General features: G+C 46.1%; 22 protein-coding genes. 21 read left to right on the forward strand and 1 reads right to left on the reverse strand.

All coding sequences use genetic code 11. The features are described 5' to 3' along the window. The first annotated feature begins 59 nt into the window (after positions 1 to 59). The 16 genes from AC3WRW_RS00975 (at position 60) to AC3WRW_RS01050 (ending at position 18,611) form a co-directional block, all read left to right on the forward strand. Positions 60 to 4,157, forward strand: coding sequence for a beta-N-acetylglucosaminidase domain-containing protein (locus tag AC3WRW_RS00975; RefSeq protein ID WP_492544109.1), 4,098 nt, complete (start codon positions 60 to 62; stop codon positions 4,155 to 4,157). Between the two features lie 41 nt (positions 4,158 to 4,198). After that, the gene (locus AC3WRW_RS00980) at positions 4,199 to 6,940 is read left to right on the forward strand and encodes a cohesin domain-containing protein (protein ID WP_492544111.1); all 2,742 of its coding nucleotides are present in this window, start codon (positions 4,199 to 4,201) and stop codon (positions 6,938 to 6,940) included. A 480-nt stretch (positions 6,941 to 7,420) separates the two neighbouring features. Continuing rightward, positions 7,421 to 8,446 (forward strand): transposase, encoded by a 1,026-nt coding sequence (locus tag AC3WRW_RS00985; protein WP_492544113.1) that lies wholly within the window; start codon positions 7,421 to 7,423, stop codon positions 8,444 to 8,446. 43 nt (positions 8,447 to 8,489) lie between these two features. Continuing rightward, the gene (locus AC3WRW_RS00990; protein WP_492544115.1) at positions 8,490 to 9,011 is read left to right on the forward strand and encodes a hypothetical protein; all 522 of its coding nucleotides are present in this window, start codon (positions 8,490 to 8,492) and stop codon (positions 9,009 to 9,011) included. Between the two features lie 288 nt (positions 9,012 to 9,299). Beyond that, positions 9,300 to 9,881 carry an RNA polymerase sigma factor gene (locus AC3WRW_RS00995; RefSeq protein WP_171682068.1) on the forward strand — a complete coding sequence of 194 codons (582 nt, stop codon included), beginning with the start codon at positions 9,300 to 9,302 and terminating at the stop codon, positions 9,879 to 9,881. 7 nt (positions 9,882 to 9,888) lie between these two features. Continuing rightward, entirely contained in the window at positions 9,889 to 10,518 is a 630-nt protein-coding gene (locus AC3WRW_RS01000) for an anti-sigma factor family protein (RefSeq protein WP_492544117.1), read from the forward strand. A gap of 50 nt (positions 10,519 to 10,568) precedes the next feature. Then, positions 10,569 to 11,150 (forward strand): histidine phosphatase family protein, encoded by a 582-nt coding sequence (locus AC3WRW_RS01005; RefSeq protein ID WP_492544119.1) that lies wholly within the window; start codon positions 10,569 to 10,571, stop codon positions 11,148 to 11,150. A 139-nt stretch (positions 11,151 to 11,289) separates the two neighbouring features. Beyond that, a complete protein-coding gene (locus tag AC3WRW_RS01010; RefSeq protein WP_492544279.1) occupies positions 11,290 to 12,447 on the forward strand; it encodes a hypothetical protein in 1,158 nt (385 codons plus the stop codon). Between the two features lie 171 nt (positions 12,448 to 12,618). Continuing rightward, positions 12,619 to 12,807, forward strand: coding sequence for an IDEAL domain-containing protein (locus AC3WRW_RS01015; RefSeq protein WP_167053825.1), 189 nt, complete (start codon positions 12,619 to 12,621; stop codon positions 12,805 to 12,807). Between the two features lie 170 nt (positions 12,808 to 12,977). Continuing rightward, entirely contained in the window at positions 12,978 to 14,000 is a 1,023-nt protein-coding gene (locus AC3WRW_RS01020) for an LCP family protein (protein WP_492544121.1), read from the forward strand. A gap of 72 nt (positions 14,001 to 14,072) precedes the next feature. Further along, positions 14,073 to 14,507 (forward strand): DUF2487 family protein, encoded by a 435-nt coding sequence (locus AC3WRW_RS01025; protein ID WP_492544123.1) that lies wholly within the window; start codon positions 14,073 to 14,075, stop codon positions 14,505 to 14,507. 281 nt (positions 14,508 to 14,788) lie between these two features. Then, complete coding sequence (locus tag AC3WRW_RS01030) at positions 14,789 to 15,334, forward strand: QcrA and Rieske domain-containing protein (RefSeq protein ID WP_492544125.1); 546 nt, start codon at positions 14,789 to 14,791, stop codon at positions 15,332 to 15,334. Positions 15,335 to 15,351: 17 nt separating this feature from the next. Further along, complete coding sequence (gene qcrB / locus AC3WRW_RS01035; RefSeq protein WP_028554311.1) at positions 15,352 to 16,023, forward strand: menaquinol-cytochrome c reductase cytochrome b subunit; 672 nt, start codon at positions 15,352 to 15,354, stop codon at positions 16,021 to 16,023. 20 nt (positions 16,024 to 16,043) lie between these two features. Then, positions 16,044 to 16,934: a c-type cytochrome gene (locus AC3WRW_RS01040; protein WP_492544128.1), complete on the forward strand. Its 891-nt coding sequence runs from the start codon at positions 16,044 to 16,046 to the stop codon at positions 16,932 to 16,934. Positions 16,935 to 16,997: 63 nt separating this feature from the next. Then, positions 16,998 to 17,660 (forward strand): DUF1405 domain-containing protein, encoded by a 663-nt coding sequence (locus tag AC3WRW_RS01045; protein WP_492544130.1) that lies wholly within the window; start codon positions 16,998 to 17,000, stop codon positions 17,658 to 17,660. Positions 17,661 to 17,726: 66 nt separating this feature from the next. Further along, positions 17,727 to 18,611, forward strand: coding sequence for a sporulation protein YpjB (locus tag AC3WRW_RS01050; RefSeq protein WP_492544132.1), 885 nt, complete (start codon positions 17,727 to 17,729; stop codon positions 18,609 to 18,611). A gap of 49 nt (positions 18,612 to 18,660) precedes the next feature. On the opposite strand, the gene AC3WRW_RS01055 is transcribed toward AC3WRW_RS01050, so the two are convergent. After that, entirely contained in the window at positions 18,661 to 19,533 is an 873-nt protein-coding gene (locus AC3WRW_RS01055; RefSeq protein WP_492544134.1) for a YitT family protein, read from the reverse strand. A gap of 113 nt (positions 19,534 to 19,646) precedes the next feature. Between AC3WRW_RS01055 and AC3WRW_RS01060 the strand changes: the two genes are divergently transcribed. The 5 genes from AC3WRW_RS01060 (at position 19,647) to bshB1 (ending at position 22,527) form a co-directional block, all read left to right on the forward strand. Further along, positions 19,647 to 19,985, forward strand: coding sequence for a nucleotide pyrophosphohydrolase (locus tag AC3WRW_RS01060; RefSeq protein ID WP_167053839.1), 339 nt, complete (start codon positions 19,647 to 19,649; stop codon positions 19,983 to 19,985). 62 nt (positions 19,986 to 20,047) lie between these two features. Next, on the forward strand, positions 20,048 to 20,557 hold the full coding sequence (locus AC3WRW_RS01065; protein WP_492544136.1) for a tetratricopeptide repeat protein: 510 nt from the start codon (positions 20,048 to 20,050) through the stop codon (positions 20,555 to 20,557). Between the two features lie 26 nt (positions 20,558 to 20,583). Next, entirely contained in the window at positions 20,584 to 21,387 is an 804-nt protein-coding gene (dapB, locus tag AC3WRW_RS01070; RefSeq protein WP_492544138.1) for a 4-hydroxy-tetrahydrodipicolinate reductase, read from the forward strand. A 26-nt stretch (positions 21,388 to 21,413) separates the two neighbouring features. After that, entirely contained in the window at positions 21,414 to 21,833 is a 420-nt protein-coding gene (locus AC3WRW_RS01075) for a methylglyoxal synthase (protein ID WP_492544140.1), read from the forward strand. Between the two features lies 1 nt (position 21,834). Next, positions 21,835 to 22,527: a bacillithiol biosynthesis deacetylase BshB1 gene (gene bshB1 / locus AC3WRW_RS01080; RefSeq protein WP_492544142.1), complete on the forward strand. Its 693-nt coding sequence runs from the start codon at positions 21,835 to 21,837 to the stop codon at positions 22,525 to 22,527. Positions 22,528 to 22,529 lie beyond the last annotated feature (2 nt).

The raw sequence follows: 22,529 nt of genomic DNA on the forward strand, positions 1-22,529 counted from the left end.
CGTATCTTTCGCTGCTCTTATGATGTCGTGAGGTGAAATGAGTAGGAGGTCATAATGAAATGCCTAAAAAGACAATCGTCCTTTTAACAGCAGCATTGATGTTAGTGAGCAGCTTTTCTGGCTTACCCCATGCTGCTGCTGCGGCAAGCGATGCTGCGATTGAAGCTGCAACGGCAAGCAGCAATTACGAGATTTACCCATTGCCTCAAAAGCAAACGTATGCAGGGACGAATTTTACAATTACGGATGAAGTGAACGTCGTTATTGAACCTACCGTGGATAATTCTACGGAAAATTTCTTGAATCAAATTCTGGCGTCCAAATCACTTAGAGTGACGAAATCCGCGGCAGTCGTATCGGATAAAACCAACATAATCGTAGGTACTAGAGGCTCGAATGGAATTGTTGACACTTACTTTAATGCTCACATTCCGTATGATCCGGCGATTTTCTCCAAGAATGACGCTTATGTGCTGGAGATCGACAAACAGCTTGAAGCAAAAGGGAGCATAGCGATCCTAGGAGCTTCGACGGATTCGGCTTATTATGCATTAGCTTCATTAAAGATGGTTTTCGATCAGATTCCTGGGAAAGACGTAAATTCCGTGAAATACGAAGACTATTCCGACGCCAAATGGAGGGGGTTTATCGAAGGGTTTTACGGAATCCCATGGTCGCACGAGGATCGTAAAAGCTTAATGCGTTTTGGCGGGAAATTGAAAATGAATTCCTATATCTTCGCGCCAAAGGACGATCCGTATCATAACACTGCTTGGAGAACGCTATATCCTGCAGCCGAATTGGCGAAAGTCAAAGAGCTCGTCGATGTCGGACATGAATCCAAAACGCAATTTATTTGGGCGATTCACCCCGGCTTCAGCATGATCAACTGGAATACGTATGACGCTGAGTTGGCCACTTTGTTAGCTAAGTTAGATCAGCTGTACAGTGTAGGCGTCCGTCAATTTGGCTTATTCATGGATGATATCTCCACAACGCAATCTCTGACGGATAAAGATAAACACGTGAAGCTGGTCACAGATGTTGCAAACTGGGTGGCCGCCAAAGGTGATATCAAATCATTGATCTATTGTCCGCCCTTCTACAATCAGGCATGGACAGGAGAAAGCGGCAAGCCTTATCTGCAAGCCTTAAGAAATGTTCCTGCGAATGTTGAAATCATGTGGACAGGAAGAGATGTGATTGGCTCCGTTAACACGACAGATATGCAATGGGTGAAAAATGAGATCGGGAGAGATCCATATATCTGGTTGAATTGGCCTGTGAACGGATATGCGGGTTCAAGGCTTTTACTGGGCAAAGGAGAGCTATTAAAGCCTGGAACGCATAATATTTCCGGACTTGTCTCTAACCCGTTGGAACAAGCGGAGTTATCCAAAACGGCGCTATTCGCAGCAGCCGATTATTCATGGAACAACGATCGCTTCAACGCGGATCAGAGCTGGTTGAACTCATTCAAGTATATTGCGCCAGAGGCTGCTAATGAGTTCGGGATCATAGCCCGCCATTTGAGTGATCCGTCGCCAAACGGCCGTGGTGTGATTTTTGAAGAATCGGAAGATATAAAGGCACAGCTCGAGCTGTTTTTGAACCAATTTGCCATAGGCGAAGCAACGGCGGAAACAGGGAAACAATTAATCGTTGAATTCGATCGGATATTGGGTGCAATTAAGGATTTTAGTGTAAAAAGTCAAAATGCCAGCATGCTCGATGAAATCAATCCATGGCTAAATTGTTTGTATGATGTCGTAGCATCCAGTAAATACGCGGCAAGTTCGGCTATGGCGTTGCAAAATAAAGATTTGAAAACCGCTTGGGAAGAGCTTGCTAAATCGTCAAGTGCTATGTCGGAATCCAAGACATTCAAGTCTCCTAAAGTGAACGCAACTGAAGTAACGGTAGAAGCAGGTACAAAGCGATTAGTGCCTTTTGCCAACACGTTGATTCAAAAGCTGGAAATGCAGATTTACACATCCATTGATCCGGAATTTGTCATCCCGCTCGCGATGAGCTCTTATGGGGCAGTTACAGGTCTGAATTTCATGATCGATGGAAATAAAAATACGAACGTCTATATTCAGACCGTACAAAAGAACGGCGATTGGTATGGCATTGATTTCGGTAAATCGATTCCGGTGCATGATATTGATATCGTACAAGGTCGAACAGATACTGATTTTGACATATTCCAGAAAGGGATATTGGAGTATTCCGAAGACGGGCAAAATTGGACGGCGATCGGAGCTGAGCGATCCGGCTTTCATATTGCGGTTAGTGAGCTTGATTTGAAAGCAAGATACGTCAGATACCGATTGACGCATGCCGGTATCCCCGGGGGCAAGCCTGATTTATGGACGGCCGTTCGAGAATTTACGGTCAATGCAAACGACGGCAAAGCAGGCATCTATTCAAACGTACCTGAGCTTATGCGAACAGCGATCACAACTTCAGCTGTGTCCGCTGAGCTGCCCGATGTAAACAATGTCACGCTGAAGCCCGCTCAGTATGTTGGAATGAAACTAACAGCGATAGAACAAATAGCGGATATTGTCCTTGAAAGCACCACTTCGGAAGCAGCGCTGGAGGTTTCAGAAAATGGCGTTGAATGGAAGCCGGTCACGGCCGGTGGTCCATATTCGAACGCTGCCTATGTCAGATTAATGAATCATACTGACAAAGTACTCATCTTTAATTTGACCAGATTGGCGATTAAACTTCAAAAATTCACGGATCCAGTCATCACGCATAACTTTGACAGCATTTATCAAGGCAAATTGGAAGATGTGTACAATGGCAAATTGGATGTAAAAGTATGGTTTGGCAGCAAGCAGGCCATCGGCAAATACGTGCAGGTTGATATGGGAGGTATCGTCAATGTGCAAAATGCGGCAGTGGCGATTAATGACGGAGAAAGCGATTATTTCCGAAAAGGCGATCTTCAGCTATCGGTAGACGGGACGACGTGGGAAACGATTCACTCGTTCAACAATCCGGGTGATCGGAGTTTGAATTTCCCTGATTTTGTGGCACCGTATCGATTTAAGCGTGTGCAGGTTAATAATAAACCGGCTAGATACATTCGATTGATATCGACTGAGAACTACAATGCCTGGCTCGCGCTTAATGAAATCATCGTCAATGAAGGTCTGGATAAGCCCGGAACCGAGCTTCCTGCTTTTCAAGTAAACCCACAGGGGGACACGGGGAAAGAGGCTTATTACACAACGGATCATAAATTATCTACGTTCTACACGCCAAAAGGCGATGCGAAGCCCGGCTATTTGAACTACAAGTTGTCCAAATTTACTCAGGTAAGCCAAGTGATTATTTTGCAAAATCCAACGAGCATTTCTAATGCCGAAGTATCGGTAAGAGATGGAAGCGGCTGGCATCAGGCGGGTGCGCTATCCCAATCGTACAACGTGATAAATACGGCTAATTATGAGCATGTCTTGGAAGTGAGAATACAGTGGGACGGCGACGTTAAGCCTCAAATCTATGAAATCATCCCTGTTCGTCGTGAGGGCGGCTTCGTCCCGGTAACTAGTTTAACGGCGGTGGACTCCGTCGTTGCAGGCCAGGATTTCAACGTACAAATCGGGCTGAACAACGTTACGCATGCTGTGTATGCGGAGGATATTACGCTTGATTATGACGCCAACGTATTGGAATTCGTATCTGCGAAGTCTTTGCCGTCAGGAATCAGCCTTTTGTGGGCGGGTAAGGATACGCCCGGCAAAATCCGCATGCTTGTGGCCAGCGAAGGCGCTTCGCATGCGATTACCGGCAATTTGCAGCTGCTGGAGCTGACGTTTCGGGCGAAAGCAGTGTCACAAGCGATGGAAAGCACGATCTCAGTATCCAACGCGATACTGGCTGATGGGCAGGGAACGGAATCGGCTGCGGCTGCTTCCTCTATGAAGATCAATGTGACGCCGGTCGTTAACTCAGGCATCCCTGGCGATGTGAATCATGACGGCAAAGTGAGCATTGGCGATCTCGCCCTCGTGGCAGCGAATTATGGCAAAGATTCGAGCAGCCCGGATTGGGAGCTGGTGAAGCAAGCCGACGTAACGAACGATGGCAAAATCGGTCTGGAAGACCTTGTTTTCATTGCTAGTAGAATTATTGAGTAAATCGGGAAAGTCTGGAGCTGCGACAGAAGGGAGATTTACAAATGTTAGCCATAGAAATGAAGAATTTGCTGAAAAGGATCGCAGTCATTCTAGTCATTGCTTGTTTATTGTTCATGAGCAATATTGTGCCGCCACCACCGGCTCATGCGCTCGAGAATGGCTTGGGTCGCACGCCAATGATGGCATGGTCCAGCTGGAATGCATTCCGAGTTAAAATTAATGAGCAATTAATTAAGGAGGAAACGGATGCGCTGGTCAACAGCGGAATGAAAGCGGCGGGCTACACGAATATTAATATTGACGATGGATTTTTTGGGGGCCGGGACGCGAATGGCTTTGTGCAACCGAATTCTAGATTTCCGAACGGTATGAAAGCAGTCGCGGACTATATCCATTCGAAAGGCTTGAAAGCAGGGATTTATACCGATGCAGGCAGAAATACATGCGGGTATTACTGGGATAAAGCCGATGACTTGTCGCAGCCAGGTGATGGAAGCTACGATCATCGTCAACAAGATTTTGATATGTTTATTAAAACCTGGGGATACGATTTTATTAAAGTTGACTGGTGCGGCGCAGACAAGATGGGACTGAGCCCTCAAACGGAATATACCAAAATACGAGATCATATTTTGGCAACGGGAATTCCGGTTATGTTCGAAGTATGCAATTGGAGATTTCCAGGCGCTTGGGTGACGGATGTAGGCAATCAATGGCGTGTATCGGGAGACATTGCTCCGAAATTCAGTTCAATCATGGATATCGTTGATCTAAATGCGGATCTGGCACAGTATGCAGGTCCCGGTCACTTTAACCATATGGATATGCTGCAAGTAGGCAATGGCATGAGTTATGAAGAGGACAAAACGCATTTCAGCATGTGGTCGATTATGGCTTCGCCGCTGATTGCAGGTAATGATTTACGCACGATGTCTCAGCAAACGAAGGATATTTTGACGAATACAGAGGTCATCGCTATCGATCAGGATCCGGCAGGTATTCAAGGAACCCGCGTGATCGATAATGGCGATCAGGAAGTATGGGTTAAGCCGCTCGGCTCTGCCAACAGCGGAGAAAAAGCAGTCGGCTTGCTGAATCGTGGAGACACTGCAGTGAATATGTCAGTAAATTGGGACAATATCGGTCTTGATACCAACGTAACGGTCCGGGATTTGTGGGCGCATCAGGATAAAGGGATAATTGCAAATTCCTATCATGTAAATGTCCCTGCGCACGGAATTGTACTTCTCAAAGTTAAGGGAACTCCAATTCCGCCAACGCCAATTTTCGTGACAAAGTTCGAGGCGGAGTCCTCTGCCAACACTTTGAGCGGAGCCGTTCGTATCGGTAGCGAATCAACCGCTTCCAACGGCAAAAAAGTAGGATGGATCGGGAATGGTGCTGCAAATACGCTTACATTTAATAATGTGACGGCACCAATTGCAGGAGATTATACGGTAAATATCAGATATTACTCCGGAGAAGTTAGGGCAGTGAACATATCTGTCAATGGAGGGGCAGCGGAAACAATAAATTTTGCAGCCGCAGGCAATTGGACAACTGGCCAAACAAAATCCGTGACATTGCGGCTGAACGCCGGGGAGAACACGATAAAATTCAGCAACGATACCGCCTATGCCCCTGATATCGATTATATTGAGTATATGCCTCCTAAGCTGGTAAGTGTCATAGCTCCGGCTGACGTTACCGGGGTGGCGAACGGAACGGCGAGGACTGCCAGCGCCCTTGGGCTGCCTGAAACCGTAGAACTTATTACCGATATTGGAAAAGGAAATGCCAATGTTCTCTGGAATGTTGATGGAACAGGCTACATTCCTGAGGTCAAGACAGAGCAAACGTTCACAGTAAATGGAACAGTTAGCCTGCCTCTTGGCGTAGCCAATCCGAACAACGCAGCGGTGACAACCGACATCAACGTTACTGTAAATGCAGTGTCATCCGTGCCGCAGTCTACATTGACAGGGTTAAAGCAGGTTAGTCCTGGCCAAACTTTCGATGTAAAGCTGGGATTGAGCAATATTTGGCAAAGCGGATACCAGACGGTATATGCGCAAGATGCGACGCTTCTCTATGATCCGACTATTTTGAAGTTCGAGTCGGTGGCATCGCTGAAGGACGGATTCCAAGTCATCGACCAAAAGGAGACAGCACCTGGGCAAGTCCGGATTGTGGCTGCTGGCGTAGGTGCCAACGTGCCTGCCCAAGGCGATGTGCTCGTACTCAAATTTGCGGCCAAATCTGTAGCTCAGGCAACTATCACGACCATTTTAGTTGATCATGTTGTGATTGCCAACGGACAGGGAGATGAACTGCGGGTCGGCGAAGCCTCCCAGGCTGTACAAATCAGCCGTGCATCCGTAGATAAGTCGCTTCTGAATGCATCAATCGATAGTGCTCAGGCAAAATACGATGCTGCAGTGGAAGGCGACGGAGACGGATTGTATGCAGCAGGCTCCAAATTGCAGTTTAAGTCAGCAATCGATGCAGCACGTGCAACAGCAAACAATGGGAATGCTCTTCAGCAACAGGTTGACAGCGCGAAGGCCGCACTGGATGCAGCCGTTCAAGCGTTCGACGCCAAACGAATTTCTGCAGACATTAATGGACAAGGTGGCGTCACTATAGGCGACTTGGCGATTGTCGCCGCGGCATTCGGTATAGATCAAGGTCAGGCGGGTTGGAACGAAAAAGCGGATGTGAACCATGACGGCAAGATAGACATTGTAGACCTTGCAATCGTAGCAAAAGCCATTTTTCAATAATATGCGTAATGGGATGGGCGTTTGAGAATGTTGGATAGGTAGAATAAGGACCGGGACTCTGAGAAGTTCCGGTCTGTTTTGGGAACGCTGCGCTTCGCCCGGTAAGGAAGGAAATGAAGCAGAATAGCACATTCTGAGCTCAGGGGAACTACAGGGCGCGAGCGACCAATGGTAAAGTCGTGTAATTTAGCAGGTGGAACTCCTGCTTGGAAAGGCAAAAGCCATGCCGCCAATAGCGAGTCTTGGGCTACCGCCAGTAATGGCGGGTGCTAAGCGTAGACAGTTAGGTAGTAGGCCTGAAAGTGATGGAGCCTCGAAATTAGTAACGATGGGAAGGCCGACAGTCTGCGCCCACTGGAAGGCAACACTTGGTTTAGCGAAGAAAAAAAACTACAGCGGAATAATTATACAACTGAAGGTTTTCACCCCCTGTTTATCGAAGTAATAAGGTAACTATTACTTTAAAAACAGGGGTTTCTAATGCGTCCAAAAAATCGAATTGTTCCTGAAAAAACAATATATTTTCGTCCTGAAATTACGAACTGCCCTCACTGCGAGACAAAACTTACACGAGCACATGCTGCATGGAAAAAGAAAATTGCTACTTTACAAGGCGTAATTTTCGCATGGAGCATGTCCTACCGCTGTCCAAACCAGCAATGTCTTCATTTCGGTGCTCTTTTCCGATCCGCAGAAGCAGAAAAACTCTGCATGAAATTCACTACATACGGTTTCGATGTATTGTGTCTTGTTGGAGAACTTCGCTTTAAACATCATATGACACGTCAAGAAATTGCTGACGAACTAAACCGCCTCGGTGTCAAAACGACAGATCGAAACGCACAGATGCTGTACGAGCGGTATCTTGCACTACTTGGCGCAAGTGTTGATCAACATGTCCGTGAAGTATTAAAAAGCGTTTCTGAACAAAACGGAGGTTTGTTGCTATCCATGGACGGTGTTCAACCTGAGAAGGGGAATGAAACGCTTTATGTGATTCGCGAAGTGTTTAGCGGCACTGTACTGAGCGCAAAAAATTTGAAAAGTAGCTCCTCTGAAGAACTACAAAATCTTATTCGTCCCATCGTCGAGCTTGGCTATCCTATTATTGGTATTGTGAGTGATGGGCAACAGTCTATCCGTCTAGCATTTGAAACCTTGCTGCCCCATGTTCCTTACCAATACTGTCAGTACCATTACCTGAAAGACATTGCAAAACCTGTTGTAGATTTAGATCGTAAACTTAAAACAGAGATCAAGAAAAGCCTTCGTGGGATTCGAGAAATTGAACGAAAAATAGAATCTCAGAACTCCGTAGAGACCGAGGTAGCTAAGGGGTACATTGCCTCAGTACGGTCTCTGCTGCTAGAAGACGGAAATCCGCCGCTGGATCTGCCAGGAATGCGAATTTATCAAAATGCCAAAGCCATTCAGGCCTCACTGGAACAGTGCCTGAGTAAAAAAGGGGCCCTCCATACTTCAAGCCATAGTCAGAATATTCAGTAAACTTAATACATTCGAGAATCAATTTCAGGAAGTATGCCGATGGATGGATCCAATTCGGCGCATCGTCTCTGCGTTAGAACCAGCTGAAGATAAATCCAGCAGCACGGTGCGCAAGAAAATGGAAGCCATTCTAGAGTGGTTATGGAGAACTTACGATCGGGATACAGATGTTTCCATGGTGAAGAATGTGACGAGCTACACAAAAGGTTTCTGGAAAGGTTTATTTTCTTGTTACGATCATGGCCACTTACCTCGAACGAACAATGATCATGAACGGTTTTTCAGGCAGACGAAGACCCGTCATCGACGGATGACAGGCCGTCGGAGCTGGAATGAATACATACTTCGCAATGGAGAGTACGTAGTGCTTGTTGATGATGCATTGCAACAGAAAGACTTGACGAACAGGTTAAGTCTTGTTTGTTATGAAAATTACAAACAACAAAAAGAACGCTGGAACAACAGATTAAACGAAAGTGTACTGCGAAGAAGATTTAGAAAAGATCCCCTAGCATACCTACAAAACCTTGAAAACAAGCACAGTATGTTGGTTATTCCGCTGTAGTTTTTTTTTGCTCATATATACCATATTTTTCTGAAAATATTATATAATGGTTAGGGTGGACTGTCGCTTGTAACAGACAAGTCGTAAATATGAATTTTTTTCAACAATTTGTCGAATAGAGCAGGAATTTCACGAGAAATCGAGAAGCATTTAATAGGCATGCTTTTTACATAAAGATCCATTCACGTTTTTTTTACAAATGAACGCAACTTTTCACTCTAACCGCAGTACAACATGTATGAGCAGTTGGAGTGGTACCCGGGGAACTGTTAGGAGGGTCGCCACGTAATGACCGATTCCCAATTGATCAGAGAAATCAAGGATGGAAATGTTCAGCTGTATAACGAGCTTATGCGTCGTTACGAGCGTAAAATCCTTGCCTTCATCTTTCATATGCTCAAAAGCACACAAATGGAAGCTATCGCTGAAGATTTGTGTAATGAAACGTTTTATAAAGCGTATCGCAGTTTGCATTCCTTTCGTGAAATTGAGGCTTCCTTTTCTACCTGGTTGTATACAATTGCCCGGAATACGGTTTTGAGTGAGCTGCGCAAAAATAAAAGTGTGCAAGTTTCGTTAGAGCAAAGCGGCTTGACCCCGCATGCATCCTTTGATGCTATGCCGGAGCAAGCTATGCTGCGCAACGAGAAAGTATCGATGGTTCGAGAGGCGATTAATAGTTTGCCAGAGAAACAACGGTCTGCTTTGATATTGAGAGAGTATGACCAGATGGATTATCAGGAAATCGCCAACATTTTAGGCCAAACTGTAAGTTCGGTGAAGTCTTTATTATTCCGGGCAAGAGCGTCAGTCAAGTTACAGTTGGACCCTTACTTCAGTGAACCGATATTCGAAGAATCGAAGGGATGAAACAGCGATGAAGTGTAGTGAGATCCAGGAATTATTTGGGGTGTATTGGGATTTGCCGAATGATGACCTGAGACGTACCGCGGTAGATGCGCATATTGCGGGTTGTGCCGAATGTGCAGAAGAATTTCAGATCTGGGAGGAAAGTACGATACTCATTCGTACGGCTGCTCTGGATAGCGAGCTTCCGGATTATGAACCGATGGTATCAGGCAAAGTCATGAGCCGTATCTATGAGGACGAGTCGTGGCGTATTCCCGTTGCTGAGCGCATGTATACGATCTCTTATAAGCTTCGCCGTAATCTTACAGCTGTCATTGCTTTCTGTTTAGCTTTATTTGTGTTCAGCTTTTTGTTTGCTGTCGTCTATGAAGGCACGCCGAAGTCATCCATCGCTGCTGCTGATAATTCCTTGTTCGATCTGCAAGCGCCTCAAGCGATGAAATCGACCGGCACCGAATCTATGAACGGCCATAAGATGGTAGATGCCGTGGCAAGTTTGAATCCCAGCTTCATGGAACCATTACGATTTCATGTAGGGCCGATTCACTCCTACCCGCATTATTTGCTGGTTGTTTCCATTCTAGGATTAATTGCAACCATCTTTATTATGAACTGGTTGTCGCGAACGAAAACTTAGTGCTCCTTATGGAGCATTTTTCATTTTAGAGAAACATGGAGGACATTCAAATGACAACAATTGGCTTCATCCGGCATGGAAGTACGGAGTGGAATCGTTTAGGCAAACTGCAAGGGCAGCTGGATACGGATTTGACCGACGAAGGAAGAGAGCAAGCCAGATTGCTTGGACGCCGATTAGCCAATGAAAAATGGGACGGGATCATCAGCAGTGACTTAAAACGAGCAAAAGAAACGGCTCAAATTATTTCGGAGCTGTCGGGCATCCCCCTTATAGGTACGGACAGCAGGCTTCGTGAGCGGAGATACGGTCAGGTGGAAGGAACGACCGTTGCCGAAAGGGAAGAGCGTTGGGGGCCGGAATGGAAGCTTCAGGAACTAGGCCAGGAGTCGGACGATGAGCTTTGGAAACGGTGGTCGGAGCTGGAGGCAGAAATACTTGAGGCCTACCCGGACCAAAAAATATTAATGGTTTCTCATGGCGGGTTCATTGTGCAGGTGCTCCGCGTTTTACGCATGGACAGTGAGCAATTCCTGCAAAATACGTCCTTAACCATCCTGACGCGTCAAGAAAACGGGTGGAAGCTTGAGTTATATAATTGTTTATCTCACTTGGAAACCGTACATGAATAATATCTGAAACGGAAGCATGACTTGTAAGCAGAGTCATGCTTTTTTTGTTCCGTTTGGAATATTTTCGGGAAAAAATCCCATAATGGTTACTAGAAACCAAGGAGCGGGAAGCTCCGCCAAATGGGGGATGTAGATGGAAATGAACCTTGCGGACATGCTCAGCTACGCCGATATTCACGAGCTAGGCCGAATTGCGCATACTTACGAGTGTGAATGCAATGGCCATTCTAAGAATGATTTGATTCAGTCTATTTTGAGCACGGCGCTGCGCAAAGAGATTTTCGAGAAACATATTCAAGAGTTGAACATCGAAGATATCCGTTTCCTAAATTCACTGCTCTTTGATCCTCGCAATGCGTTCAGCATCGAAGAGCTGATCGCTAGAGTTGGGCAGTCACGGTTTCAAAAGGAAGGATCGGATGATTGGAATCCCCGCGACATGGTCATTAAATTTAAGAAGCTAGGCTGGCTGTTTAACGGCTATTCCCAGCAAACGAAATTTTTGTTTCATGTGCCTAATGATTTAAAACGTAAATTTAGCGAGGTGCTGACAGGACAGTTTAAGCAAAGCTTAAAGCTGACCGGCGAGCCAACTGTATATCGGGATGAGCAGACGCTTTTGGTGGATGATATCTTTCATTTCTTGACGTATATTTCACATCAGCAGGAGATTCTCCTCACAGCGGAAGGATCCATGTATAAGCGGCAGCTGCAGCAAATCCTCGACCGGTTGTCGGTTCAGGAGGATATGGTGGCGAAGGGCGCTTGGCGTTTCGGGTATGGCCGTATGTTTAAAGATTACCCGAACCGATTCTCGTTCATCTATGATTACTGCTATTACCGCCAGTTGATCAGCGAAGAGGCCCAAACGCTTCAATTGACGGAGGAAGGGAAAGCGCGCTTGCTGGAAGGCAAAAAAGAAAATCTGGCAGATGTGTACAAGTTCTGGCTCCGGCTGTACAAGAATCCGATTCCCAATGTGCAAAGCCTCGCAGGGTGGGTTGACCGGCTTAGCGGGCAATGGGTCACCATGGCATCCCTTAGCGATGTGTTATGTAAATTGGTAAAGCCCTTTTACTATGATAGCTCGGAATCAATTGTAGAAAAGCGCATTTTGCAAATGATGATGCATCTGGGGCTCATTCGAATCGGTGAAAACGATAGGGAGGGCATGGTGGTACAAGTCACCAAACTCGGATCTAAAGTCGTACAAGGCACTTTTGTTGCGGAAGAAGATAAGGTAGTTCTCTTGCTGGATCAAGAGAGCGCGCGATTCAAATCGGACGGCAAGCAGTAGGTATAAACACATTCCTGTTCAATCGGGCTTTTGAAGGAAGCGCTGTTGTACCGAATGAATATGATAAAGTAGGAGCACACAGGGGTTGGCAGACACCTAGAAACGGACTTTCATGTTTTTGCGAAAAAGAAGCTCCTGACAAACCGCGTACAACATTTGGAGGTAGGTCTCATGGGAAAAATGAATGTATCTAACAACGCGCTGCTGGCACTTTTCGCGGAAATGGTTTGGGATGACGCCATTCGCAAATATAAAGAACAAAATCTCTACAAAGAGATTGACCTTGCGTTAGCTAAAGGGGATCAACCGACATTCCTTGCGCTTACCTCAGAGCTAAAAACGCTGCAATCTTCAGGATAAATGAATATGCTGGCAGGCAAAGCAACTTAGAGAAGACGTGTGAACAATTTCACATGTCTTTTTTTGCTGTAAAGAGGATAAAAAAGAACTATTTTGTTCAGCCGTGCGTCCATTAATTAGACTATACTGCGGAACAAAAGGAGAAAACGATGAGAAAGCTATTGAAAAGCATGAGGAAGCGTAAGGTCTTAACGGCTTTTGTGCTTGTGATATTATTGTTTGCCGGATCTGCGACCGGTTATGCCGCATTTCTAATGAATAAATGGAACCAAACGCTTGATCAAATGGCTGCCCCAGCAGACGCAACGAAAAATAGTTCGAACACAGGCAAAGTCACGCTAACGCAGACTTCCCAATTATCGAATCGGGCAGAGGAAGAAGAAAAACCGCTTACTTTCCTGCTTACGGCTACGGATGAACGCGAGGGCAGCGAGGGATCAAAGAATACGGATGTCATGATGATCTTTCGCGTCGATCCTGTCACCCATCAAGGGACCGTCGTGTCGATTCCGAGAGATCTCGAGATTACGGCGGATAAATCCGGCTTAGAAACATCCCATAAAGCAAATTATTTCTACGCTTATTATTATAATAAAAATAAAGAGACGGCCCTTGAGGAAACCAAACAATTGTTTAGCAGGGTGTATCAAGTTCCCATTGACCATATGGCTGTTATCAATTTTGACGGTTTTCGCAAACTCGTCGATCAATTCGGCGGCATGACGGTAGACGTCGATATGGATATGCGTTATCAGGACGACAGCGATGGTACGGATATTCGGTTAAATAAAGGTATACAGCATTTGAATGGCAAGCAGGTTCTTGACTTTATTCGATACCGCAAATCTAATTTAGGTACGGCGGAATCGTCGGACATCGTGCGAAACCAGCGGGAACAGATTGTCCTGAATCAGCTGCTGGATAACTTGACATCACTGAACGGTTTAACGGCATGGTCCAAAGTGCTTGAGATTATGGGGAATTCCATTAAAACGGACATTCCGGTAGATGAATTGCGAGCTTTGATGAAATCCTACCAAACGTATAAACCGGCAAATGTCCAGTACATTCATTTGGATGGGGAATGGGAGAGTCCTTATCTTGTCGTGAAGGAGCAGGATTTGGAGGATGCGCTTGAAGCTTTGCGCGGACAAACAGGAAGTTCAATTGACAGCCGCGTAATGACGGATTAAAGTGTACAAGTAGCCATGGCTATTGTTACATAGCCAAAGCTTTTTTGGCAAAAGATAGAGGGGGAAGTCCTTTTGAAGTTTAATGATATTCCAGCACAAGATTGGCCCGATTTGAAACCGTACTTGGATACATGCCTGCTTCCGGTAACGGGACTAACGGGGTTCGAAGAACCGGCAAGCGTGACAACAGCGCTGGAACAGCTGCGCGATGCACTTGAAACCATCGAAATTCCTTACAAAGGAAGGGTCGTGACGTACCCGGCGCTTCATTACATGACAGCTGTGAGCATGAAAGACCAGTTGGAAGCACTCTCGCTTCATTTAAAAAGGATGGGATTCCGCTATGTCATTGCCCTAACCATACATACGGAAGATGCGGCCTCCTGGAAAGCGAATCAAACCGATTTGTTGATCATTGTCGATATGGAGCAGTGGACAAGCGGGGCCGAACAGATCAAAGCGAGTATTTCCAAGCAGGTTCAGCACTTGTGGCAGCAAGGCGATTAACTTTCTCCGGTAAGCGTATTATTGGAAAAAAAAATGTGCAGGATAAGGGAAGTAATGGCGTACATTGGCTGACAAAAAGTTGTGACAATTTCGTTAAAATTTGTCCGAACGCCAAGTTTTCAATGGCTCAAAAGGAGTTCTGGATTCTTGACGACCTAGTAGTCGTAGGCTATTATTAGTAATGTCCTAGTTATGTAGTGTAATGTCGAACGACACGTGATAGAGGTAACTGACGTCCGAGAGGGTTGGACATCGGCCAATGTAGGAGGGTAGACCTGAGAATGAGTGATCATAACAATCACAAAGAAGAACAGCACGGGAAGAAACCCGGGACAAAACGCGAAATGTCCCGCCGACAATTTCTTTCTTACACCCTTGGTGGCGCTGGAGGATTCATGGGGGCCGGTATCATTATTCCGATGATACGATTTGCGGTAGATCCTGTGCTTCAAAAGAAATCAGAATCGGATTGGGTAAAAGTTGTCGAAGAAAGCAAAATTACAAATGTACCACAATCATTTACGTTCCAAGTCCATCAGGTAGATGGTTGGTACGAAAGTGATGCTGAGTTGGTAGCGTGGATTTCCAAGGACAGCAATGGGAAGCTGTTTGCATTGAATCCAACTTGTAAGCACCTTGGATGTACGGTCAACTGGAACGACAACCCGGCTTACAAAGATCAGTATTTCTGTCCTTGTCACGGTGCTCACTATACGCAAGACGGCAAGAACCTTGCGGTAGCACCTAAACCTTTGGATGAATACACAACCAAAGTAGAGAACGGTTTCGTTTATGTGGGACAACTGCATGCTAACACAAGAGTATAAGGAGGCGTCACAGTCAGATGTTTAAAAACGTATACAACTGGATTGACGAACGTCTTGATATTACGCCTATGTGGAGGGATGTAGCAGATCATGAGGTTCCAGAACACGTAAACCCTGCGCATCATTTCTCCGCTTTCGTGTACTGTTTCGGCGGATTGACGTTTTTCATTACAGTTATTCAAATCTTGTCAGGTATGTTCCTAACGATGTATTACACGCCTGATATCATCAATGCTTATGCAAGCGTTGATTACTTACAACATAAAGTAGCTTTCGGTGTTATCGTCAGAGGTATGCACCACTGGGGAGCTAGTTTAGTTATCGTAATGATGTTCTTACATACCCTGCGCGTGTTCTTCACAGGTTCTTATAAAGCACCACGTGAAATGAACTGGGTAGTAGGGATGCTCATTTTCTTCGTTATGTTAGGTCTTGGTTTTACGGGATACCTGCTTCCATGGGATAACAAAGCATACTTTGCTACACAAGTAGGTATGAAAATTGCAGCGTCCGTACCTTTCGCAGGTCCGTACATCGAAACATTGCTGCAAGGCGGAAGTATCGTTGGTGCGCAAACACTTACTCGTTTCTTCGCCATTCACGTGTTCTTCCTGCCTGGCGTTCTGCTCGCTTTGCTTGCTGGACACTTCTTCATGATTCGCAAACAAGGTATTTCCGGACCGCTATAAATTAGGGAGGGGCGAATAGCGTGGCGCATGGTCATAAGTCTGACGAAAAAATCGTTTACGTCGGGGATTCCCGCGTAATTAAGAAAACACAAGAACAAAGATTGATTCCTCGCGATTACTCCGCGTATCCGGGAAAATCAGAAGCCTTTATTCCCAACTTTTTGTTAAAAGAGTGGATGGTAGGGGTTGTTGTACTGGTTGGTATGCTGGTGCTGGTTATGTCCGATCCGGCTCCGCTGGGTTATCCTGCGGATCCTAAGAACACAGCGTTCATTCCGATGCCGGACTGGTACTTCTTGTTCATGTATCAATTGTTGAAATACCCGTATACATCCGGAGATTTCGTCGTACTTGGAGCGGTTGTCGTTCCTGGTCTGTTATTTGGCGGCTTGCTGCTGGCTCCGTTCTTGGATACAGGGAAAGAGCGTCGTTTCTATAGAAGACCGATCGCTTCCAGCTTGATGATTTTATCTTTAATCGCTTGTACATACTTGACGTATACATCTTGGGATCACTATCAGTTTGAGTTGAAAGAGAAAAACATCATTCCTGAGCATATTAAGCGTGAAGAAGAATTGCACGCGAACAAAGGCGCAGCTGCTGGCGGCGGCGCTGCTAAGGATACGAAGAAAGCTCCAGCTATCGTGGCTGCTGATGATCCGGGTGCAGAAATCTACAAAAAAGCAACTTGCTTGTCCTGTCATGGTGCCGGACTTAAAGGGATGCCGGCTTCCGGCGTACCGGCTTTGCTTGGCGTAGGTGACAAACATCCGCAAGATGAGATCATGAACATTATCAAAAACGGTAAGGGCAACATGGGTAAACAATATCAAGCTAACATCGATAAAGGCTTAACGGATGCCGATATCACGAAGCTTGCTGAGTGGTTGTCCAAACAAAAAGCCCAATAAAACAGGAAAGCCTGATCGCGCATGCGGTCAGGTTTTTTTAAATCAAATGAAGGAGGAGCTCTCTTGCCTCAAGGAGTGTCCATTTCTTATTTTTGGAGTAAGGATTTTTTGCTGAGCAAAAAGATGCTGTGGCTGCTATTTATTACGAACCTGCTTGGTACGGTGTACGGCTATGAGTGGTATTGGCTTCAAATGGTGGACACCATTGCCGAAAATCCGCTATGGTACGTTTTTTTTGTTCCTGATAGTCCGACAGCCAGCTTATTTTTCACGTTATCTGTCGGCTACTTACTTGCAGATCGTTCGGCGGGCAAAAGCAGATCAAAGGTTTATAAGGCCATTCGAGGATTCGTCGAAGCCTTTGCGCTGATCACTTCTTTTAAATACGGGATCTGGGCGGTTACGATGATTTGGGCAGGCGCCTGGCAAGGAGTTCCTGTCGGTTGGGATGGCTGGATGTTGACGTGCTCTCACTTGGCCATGGCATTGGAAGCGCTGTTATTTGTGAGGTGGTATACGTACCGTCTGCCGGCAGTCGTGGTTGTTGCGTGCTGGACATTTTGGAACGATTTCATGGACTACGAACGCGGGGTATTCCCCAGATTGCCGGATGTGCTTGTAAGCAACTATTATTCGACCATTGAAGGGTTCACCATCAGTTTGAGTTTGATTAGTATTGTGATCGCCCTCCTTTGTTTGCGTATTCGCCAGAACAAAGCAACATAATTAAATAAGCGATGGTCTAAATTGGGACGAACCTCCATATGATGATGGTGAAGGAGGGGATGTCCCATGTTTAGGTTTACCGGGGGATTTAAGCGACTGACGGTCACACTTTTGCTGACAGCAGTTGTTAGTATAAGCTCTGCATGCACGGCCAGCACCAGCACGAGTGGTCAAGCTGCCAAGCCAGTTGATCCGGAACAAATTCAGCGTGTCGAGTTTCTGAATCAAATTGCCGATGAGATGTACAAGCAGACGATGGACGGCCAAGTGCTTGAAGCGCGAAGCAAGCTTATGCAAATGTCTGATGTAATACCCAAAATACATTTCGAGGGCATTACTTCGGTGGAAGGGCTGAATGCATTAACCGAAACGATTACGCAAGCGAAAAGGGTTTATAATGCCGCGAGCTACTCGCCGGAAGAAGGGCAAATGGCCGTCGCCAAAATACGCCTTGCAACAGATGCTCTTACTCATAAAAATCAGCCCATGTGGCTGCAATATTATAAAGTGCTGCAAAATGACACGGCAGCCTTAACGCAAGTGGTTAAATCGGGAAAACAGCAAGAAGCTATCGCCGGATTCGGTAAGCTTTCTCAACATATTGCCATTATTCATCCTTCGTTATTGATAAGCCGGGAGGCATCTTCCGTCGAGAAACTTGACTCTGTCCTTCTCTATTTGCGAAAAAGCATTAACAGCCAGCCCATGGCCTCCCGCCAAGCGGAATCAGGCTTAGACCATCTGGGTCAAGTGCTGGATGAACTATTTCTCAAAAATAAGGATGCTATTGCTTTCGTACCGATAACCGACCCTAAGCATCCAATCATCTGGTCTGCAGGAATTGGGCTGATTATCGTTAGCGTTTTGTCATTCGTTGGCTGGCGGATGTACCAGTCAGGGCGACATATTGTTCCGGTCAAGCAATCCCGGGAAAAGGAACTAGGGGAATAAAAAAAAGGTTGAGCAGATGACAGCATCTGTTCAGCCTTTTTTTTGGCGTTTAGTTCTCTTTAAAGCCCTCGCCGATCACTTCATGGACTTCACCTATAATGATAAAAGCGCGGGGATCGATCGCGCGAATAAGCTCGCGAAGACGTCTCGTTTCGTGGCGGTAGACGACACAATAAACAACTTCTTTATTGTGGCCGGAATAGGCGCCTCTGGCGGGAAACAACGTGACGCCCCGGTCCAGCTCCTTAGTGATGGATTCAGCTACCTCAACAGCTTGGTCGCTTATGATTGTAAACGCTTTGGCGGCATAGGCGCCCTCGGATATGTAATCAATGATGCGTGAGGTAACAAAGACGGCTACGAGAGAGTATAAGACCTTTTCTTTCGGTAAATAGAGAAAGGAGGAGCCAATGACGATGACGTCGATAATGAGGATGACTTGTCCGACACTCCAGCCCTTTTTCTTATGTCCGATTCGAGCCAGGATGTCGGATCCGCCTGTTGTGCCGCCGAAGCGAAATACAAGGCCTAGACCTGTCCCGAGCGTAATCCCTGCATAGAGTGTGGCTAGAAAGTAATCCTGTTTGGTCTGAAAGGGCACAATCCAATTCAGGTTAATAAGCAGTTCCATCATCCAGAGAAAGAACGACAAAGATACGACGCCGTAAATGGTATAGAGCATGGGTCCTTTTCCGAAAATGCGCCAACCGAGATAAAATAACGGAATATTGCACAGCAACGTGGAGATAGAGGGCGGTACGTTAAGCACATACTTCAGAAGCAAAGAGATTCCGGTAACACCGCCTTCCATGAGCTCATTGGAAATCACGAAATAATGCAATCCAAACGCATAAATCGCGGTACCGATTGTAATGGCGAGTACATTTGTGAATTGATCAGCAAACCGTTCCTTAAAAATCATCTCTTTTCCTCCAAACCTGCGGATCCCATCTGTCAAAAAAATTTGTCAACTTTTCTTGTTTAGTTTAACATAGTAATGATATCTTGGTGAAGATGAAGGAAAGAAGGGTGACTATGTCGGAACGAACGCTTAAAGATATACAGAAAGAAGTCGATACTTATATTTCCCAGTTCAAAGAAGGATATTTCAGTCCTTTGGCGATGCTGGCCAGAATGTCTGAGGAAGTGGGCGAACTGGCCCGCGAGGTGAACCATACCTACGGTGAGAAACCTAAAAAAAGCACCGAAGCGGACAATTCCATTGAGCTCGAGCTTGGCGACATTATGTTTATTACGATCTGCTTCGCGAACTCGCTAGGTATTGATTTGACCGAGGCGCATGATAAAATCATGCATAAGTTTAACACGCGGGACGCGGGTAGATGGACTAAAATTAACACCGAAACTACATAAGCTTCATAAACTATTCCATCCCCACTAACGGGAGACTCGCTTTCGATAAGGAGGATGGGCAGATGAATGGAGAAGATCAAATACAGAAAGCGTACGAATCCATACTTTCACAAGATTTTGAAAAAGCGATCGAGTGGTTTGAAAAAGCAATAGCTGCTGAACCAAACAATGCTGCCTATCATTACAAACTATCGATAACTTACGCAAGAGGCAACAAGCTCAGCAGTGCGATTGAACATGCTGTAGAAGCTTCCCAACTCGAGCAGGACAATGAAGCTTACCGCTATCATTTGCAAGTGCTGCATGCCAGAGAACTGGTCGAAAGAGCTCAGAGGCATCTAAGCACACAAACGGAGCATGCGGAAAGAGCGATTTTCTTGCTGAAGGAAGCGATCGTGCTCGACCCGCTGGCAATTGAAGCCTATCTGATTCTAGGCGAAGCTTTTGCTTTCCGGAACGATTATGGGAGAGCCTACCAAACCGTGATGGAAGCCTTGAAATTAGAGCCGAATCACGAACTGGCAAAGCAGCAGGGGGAACGGTACCAGCAAAAGATGAAAAATAGAGATTGAAATATACACAAAGGAGAAACATCGTCATGGAGCGTAAAATTCGAGTAGCTGTCATTGGGGCAAGTGGAAGAATGGGGAGAGAGGTCGTGAAGACCGTACTCACGGAGTCCGATATGGAATTAGTGGCGGGAGTGGACCGCTCCTCTGGCCCGATTGATCTAGGAAGAATGGTAGGGTTTGAAGAATGCGGAGTGACCATGAGCAATGATTTGGAGCTTGCTTTGACCGAATCCAGACCGGATGTATTGGTAGATTTTACGGGGCCCAAAACCGCGTTCTCACACACAAGTTTAGCTATTCGCTTAGGTATTCGCCCTGTTATGGGGACAACCGGATTTAGCCCGGAAGATATTGCTGAGTTGGACAAGCAGTGCCAAGAGAAAGAAATCGGCGGACTCATTGCCCCAAATTTCTCCATCGGCGCGATACTGATGATGAAATTTGCGGCGCAGGCATCCAAATACTTCCCTCATTTGGAAATTATCGAATATCATGGCGATCAGAAGCTTGATGCGCCGTCAGGTACGTCCGTGAAAACGGCGGAACTTATCTCGGAAGTCAGGGAAGAGCTCAGACAAGGCAATCCGCAAGAAGAAGAAATAATTGAAGGTTCGCGCGGCGGGTATTACAATGGGTTTAGAATACATAGCGTGCGTTTGCCGGGTATTTTCGCTCAACAGGAAGTTATTATGGCGCAGCAAGGTCAGGCGCTCAAGATCAGACATGACTCCTATGACCGTGCAGCCTATATGCCTGGCGTTGCGATTGCTGTACGCAAAGTAATGACATATAGCGGTATGATTTACGGATTCGAGCATTTTATAGATTAAGAAGTCTTAGGGGAGTGGAAGTCAGAATGTTAAACATCGCGCTAATTGCCCACGATCGCAAGAAAGATGAAATGGTAAACTTCGTCACGGCTTACGAACGTGTATTCGCAGGTCATAAGCTATACGGAACAGGCACAACCGGGCAGCGGATTATGGAAAATACCAAACTCGATGTCCATCGATTTATGTCGGGTCCACTGGGAGGAGACCAGCAAATCGGCGCTTTGGTCGCTCAGAATGAAATGGATCTGATTATCTTTTTACGCGATCCGTTAATGGCACAGCCGCATGAGCCGGACATTATCGCGCTCTTGCGTTTATGCGACGTACAGGGAATACCGTGCGCGACCAATATCGCTACGGCGGAAATCCTCGTTAAAGCGCTGGATCGCGGGGATTTTGCATGGAGAGAACTCGTACATAAATATAAGCCGGGAATTGAATAAGATGAGCGAGCAGCTGGATATTCTTATTTTTGGCGCACATGCGGACGATGCCGAGATCGGGATGGCCGGAACGATTGCGAAGCATACCGCTTTGGGCTACCGGGTTGGCATTTGCGATTTAACGTATGCAGAGATGTCCTCCAACGGGACCGTTGAGACGAGGATAGAAGAAGCCGATCAGGCTGCCAAGGTGTTGGGATTGACCGTGCGTACGAATCTAGGCCTTCCGGACCGGGGCCTGTATGTGACTCCTGACCATATTGAGCGAATTACCGCTGAAATTCGGAAATTTAAACCGAGAATCGTCTTCGCTCCGTATTGGCAGGATCGTCATCCGGATCATATCGCTTGCTCGGCACTCATTCAAGAAGCTGTTTTCAATGCCAAGCTGCGCAAATATTTACCGGAGACTGAACCTGTGAATGTGGAGCAGATGTATTTTTATTTTATTAACGATGTGTATGAAGCTGATTTCATTGTAAATGTAACCGATTATTACGAGACCAAAACAGCGGCACTGAGCGCATACCGCTCGCAGTTTATTACGGGGCAAGGCACTGTTGCTACGCCGCTCAATCAAGGCTATGTAGAACGTGTAGAAGCTCGCGACCGTCTAATGGGACAGAAGCGGATGCTTCAGTATGCGGAAGGCTTCGTCTCTAAGCTGCCATTGTTGGTGGATCGATTCGATTGATC

It is taken from the genome of Paenibacillus sp. FW126-R14, assembly GCF_058789495.1.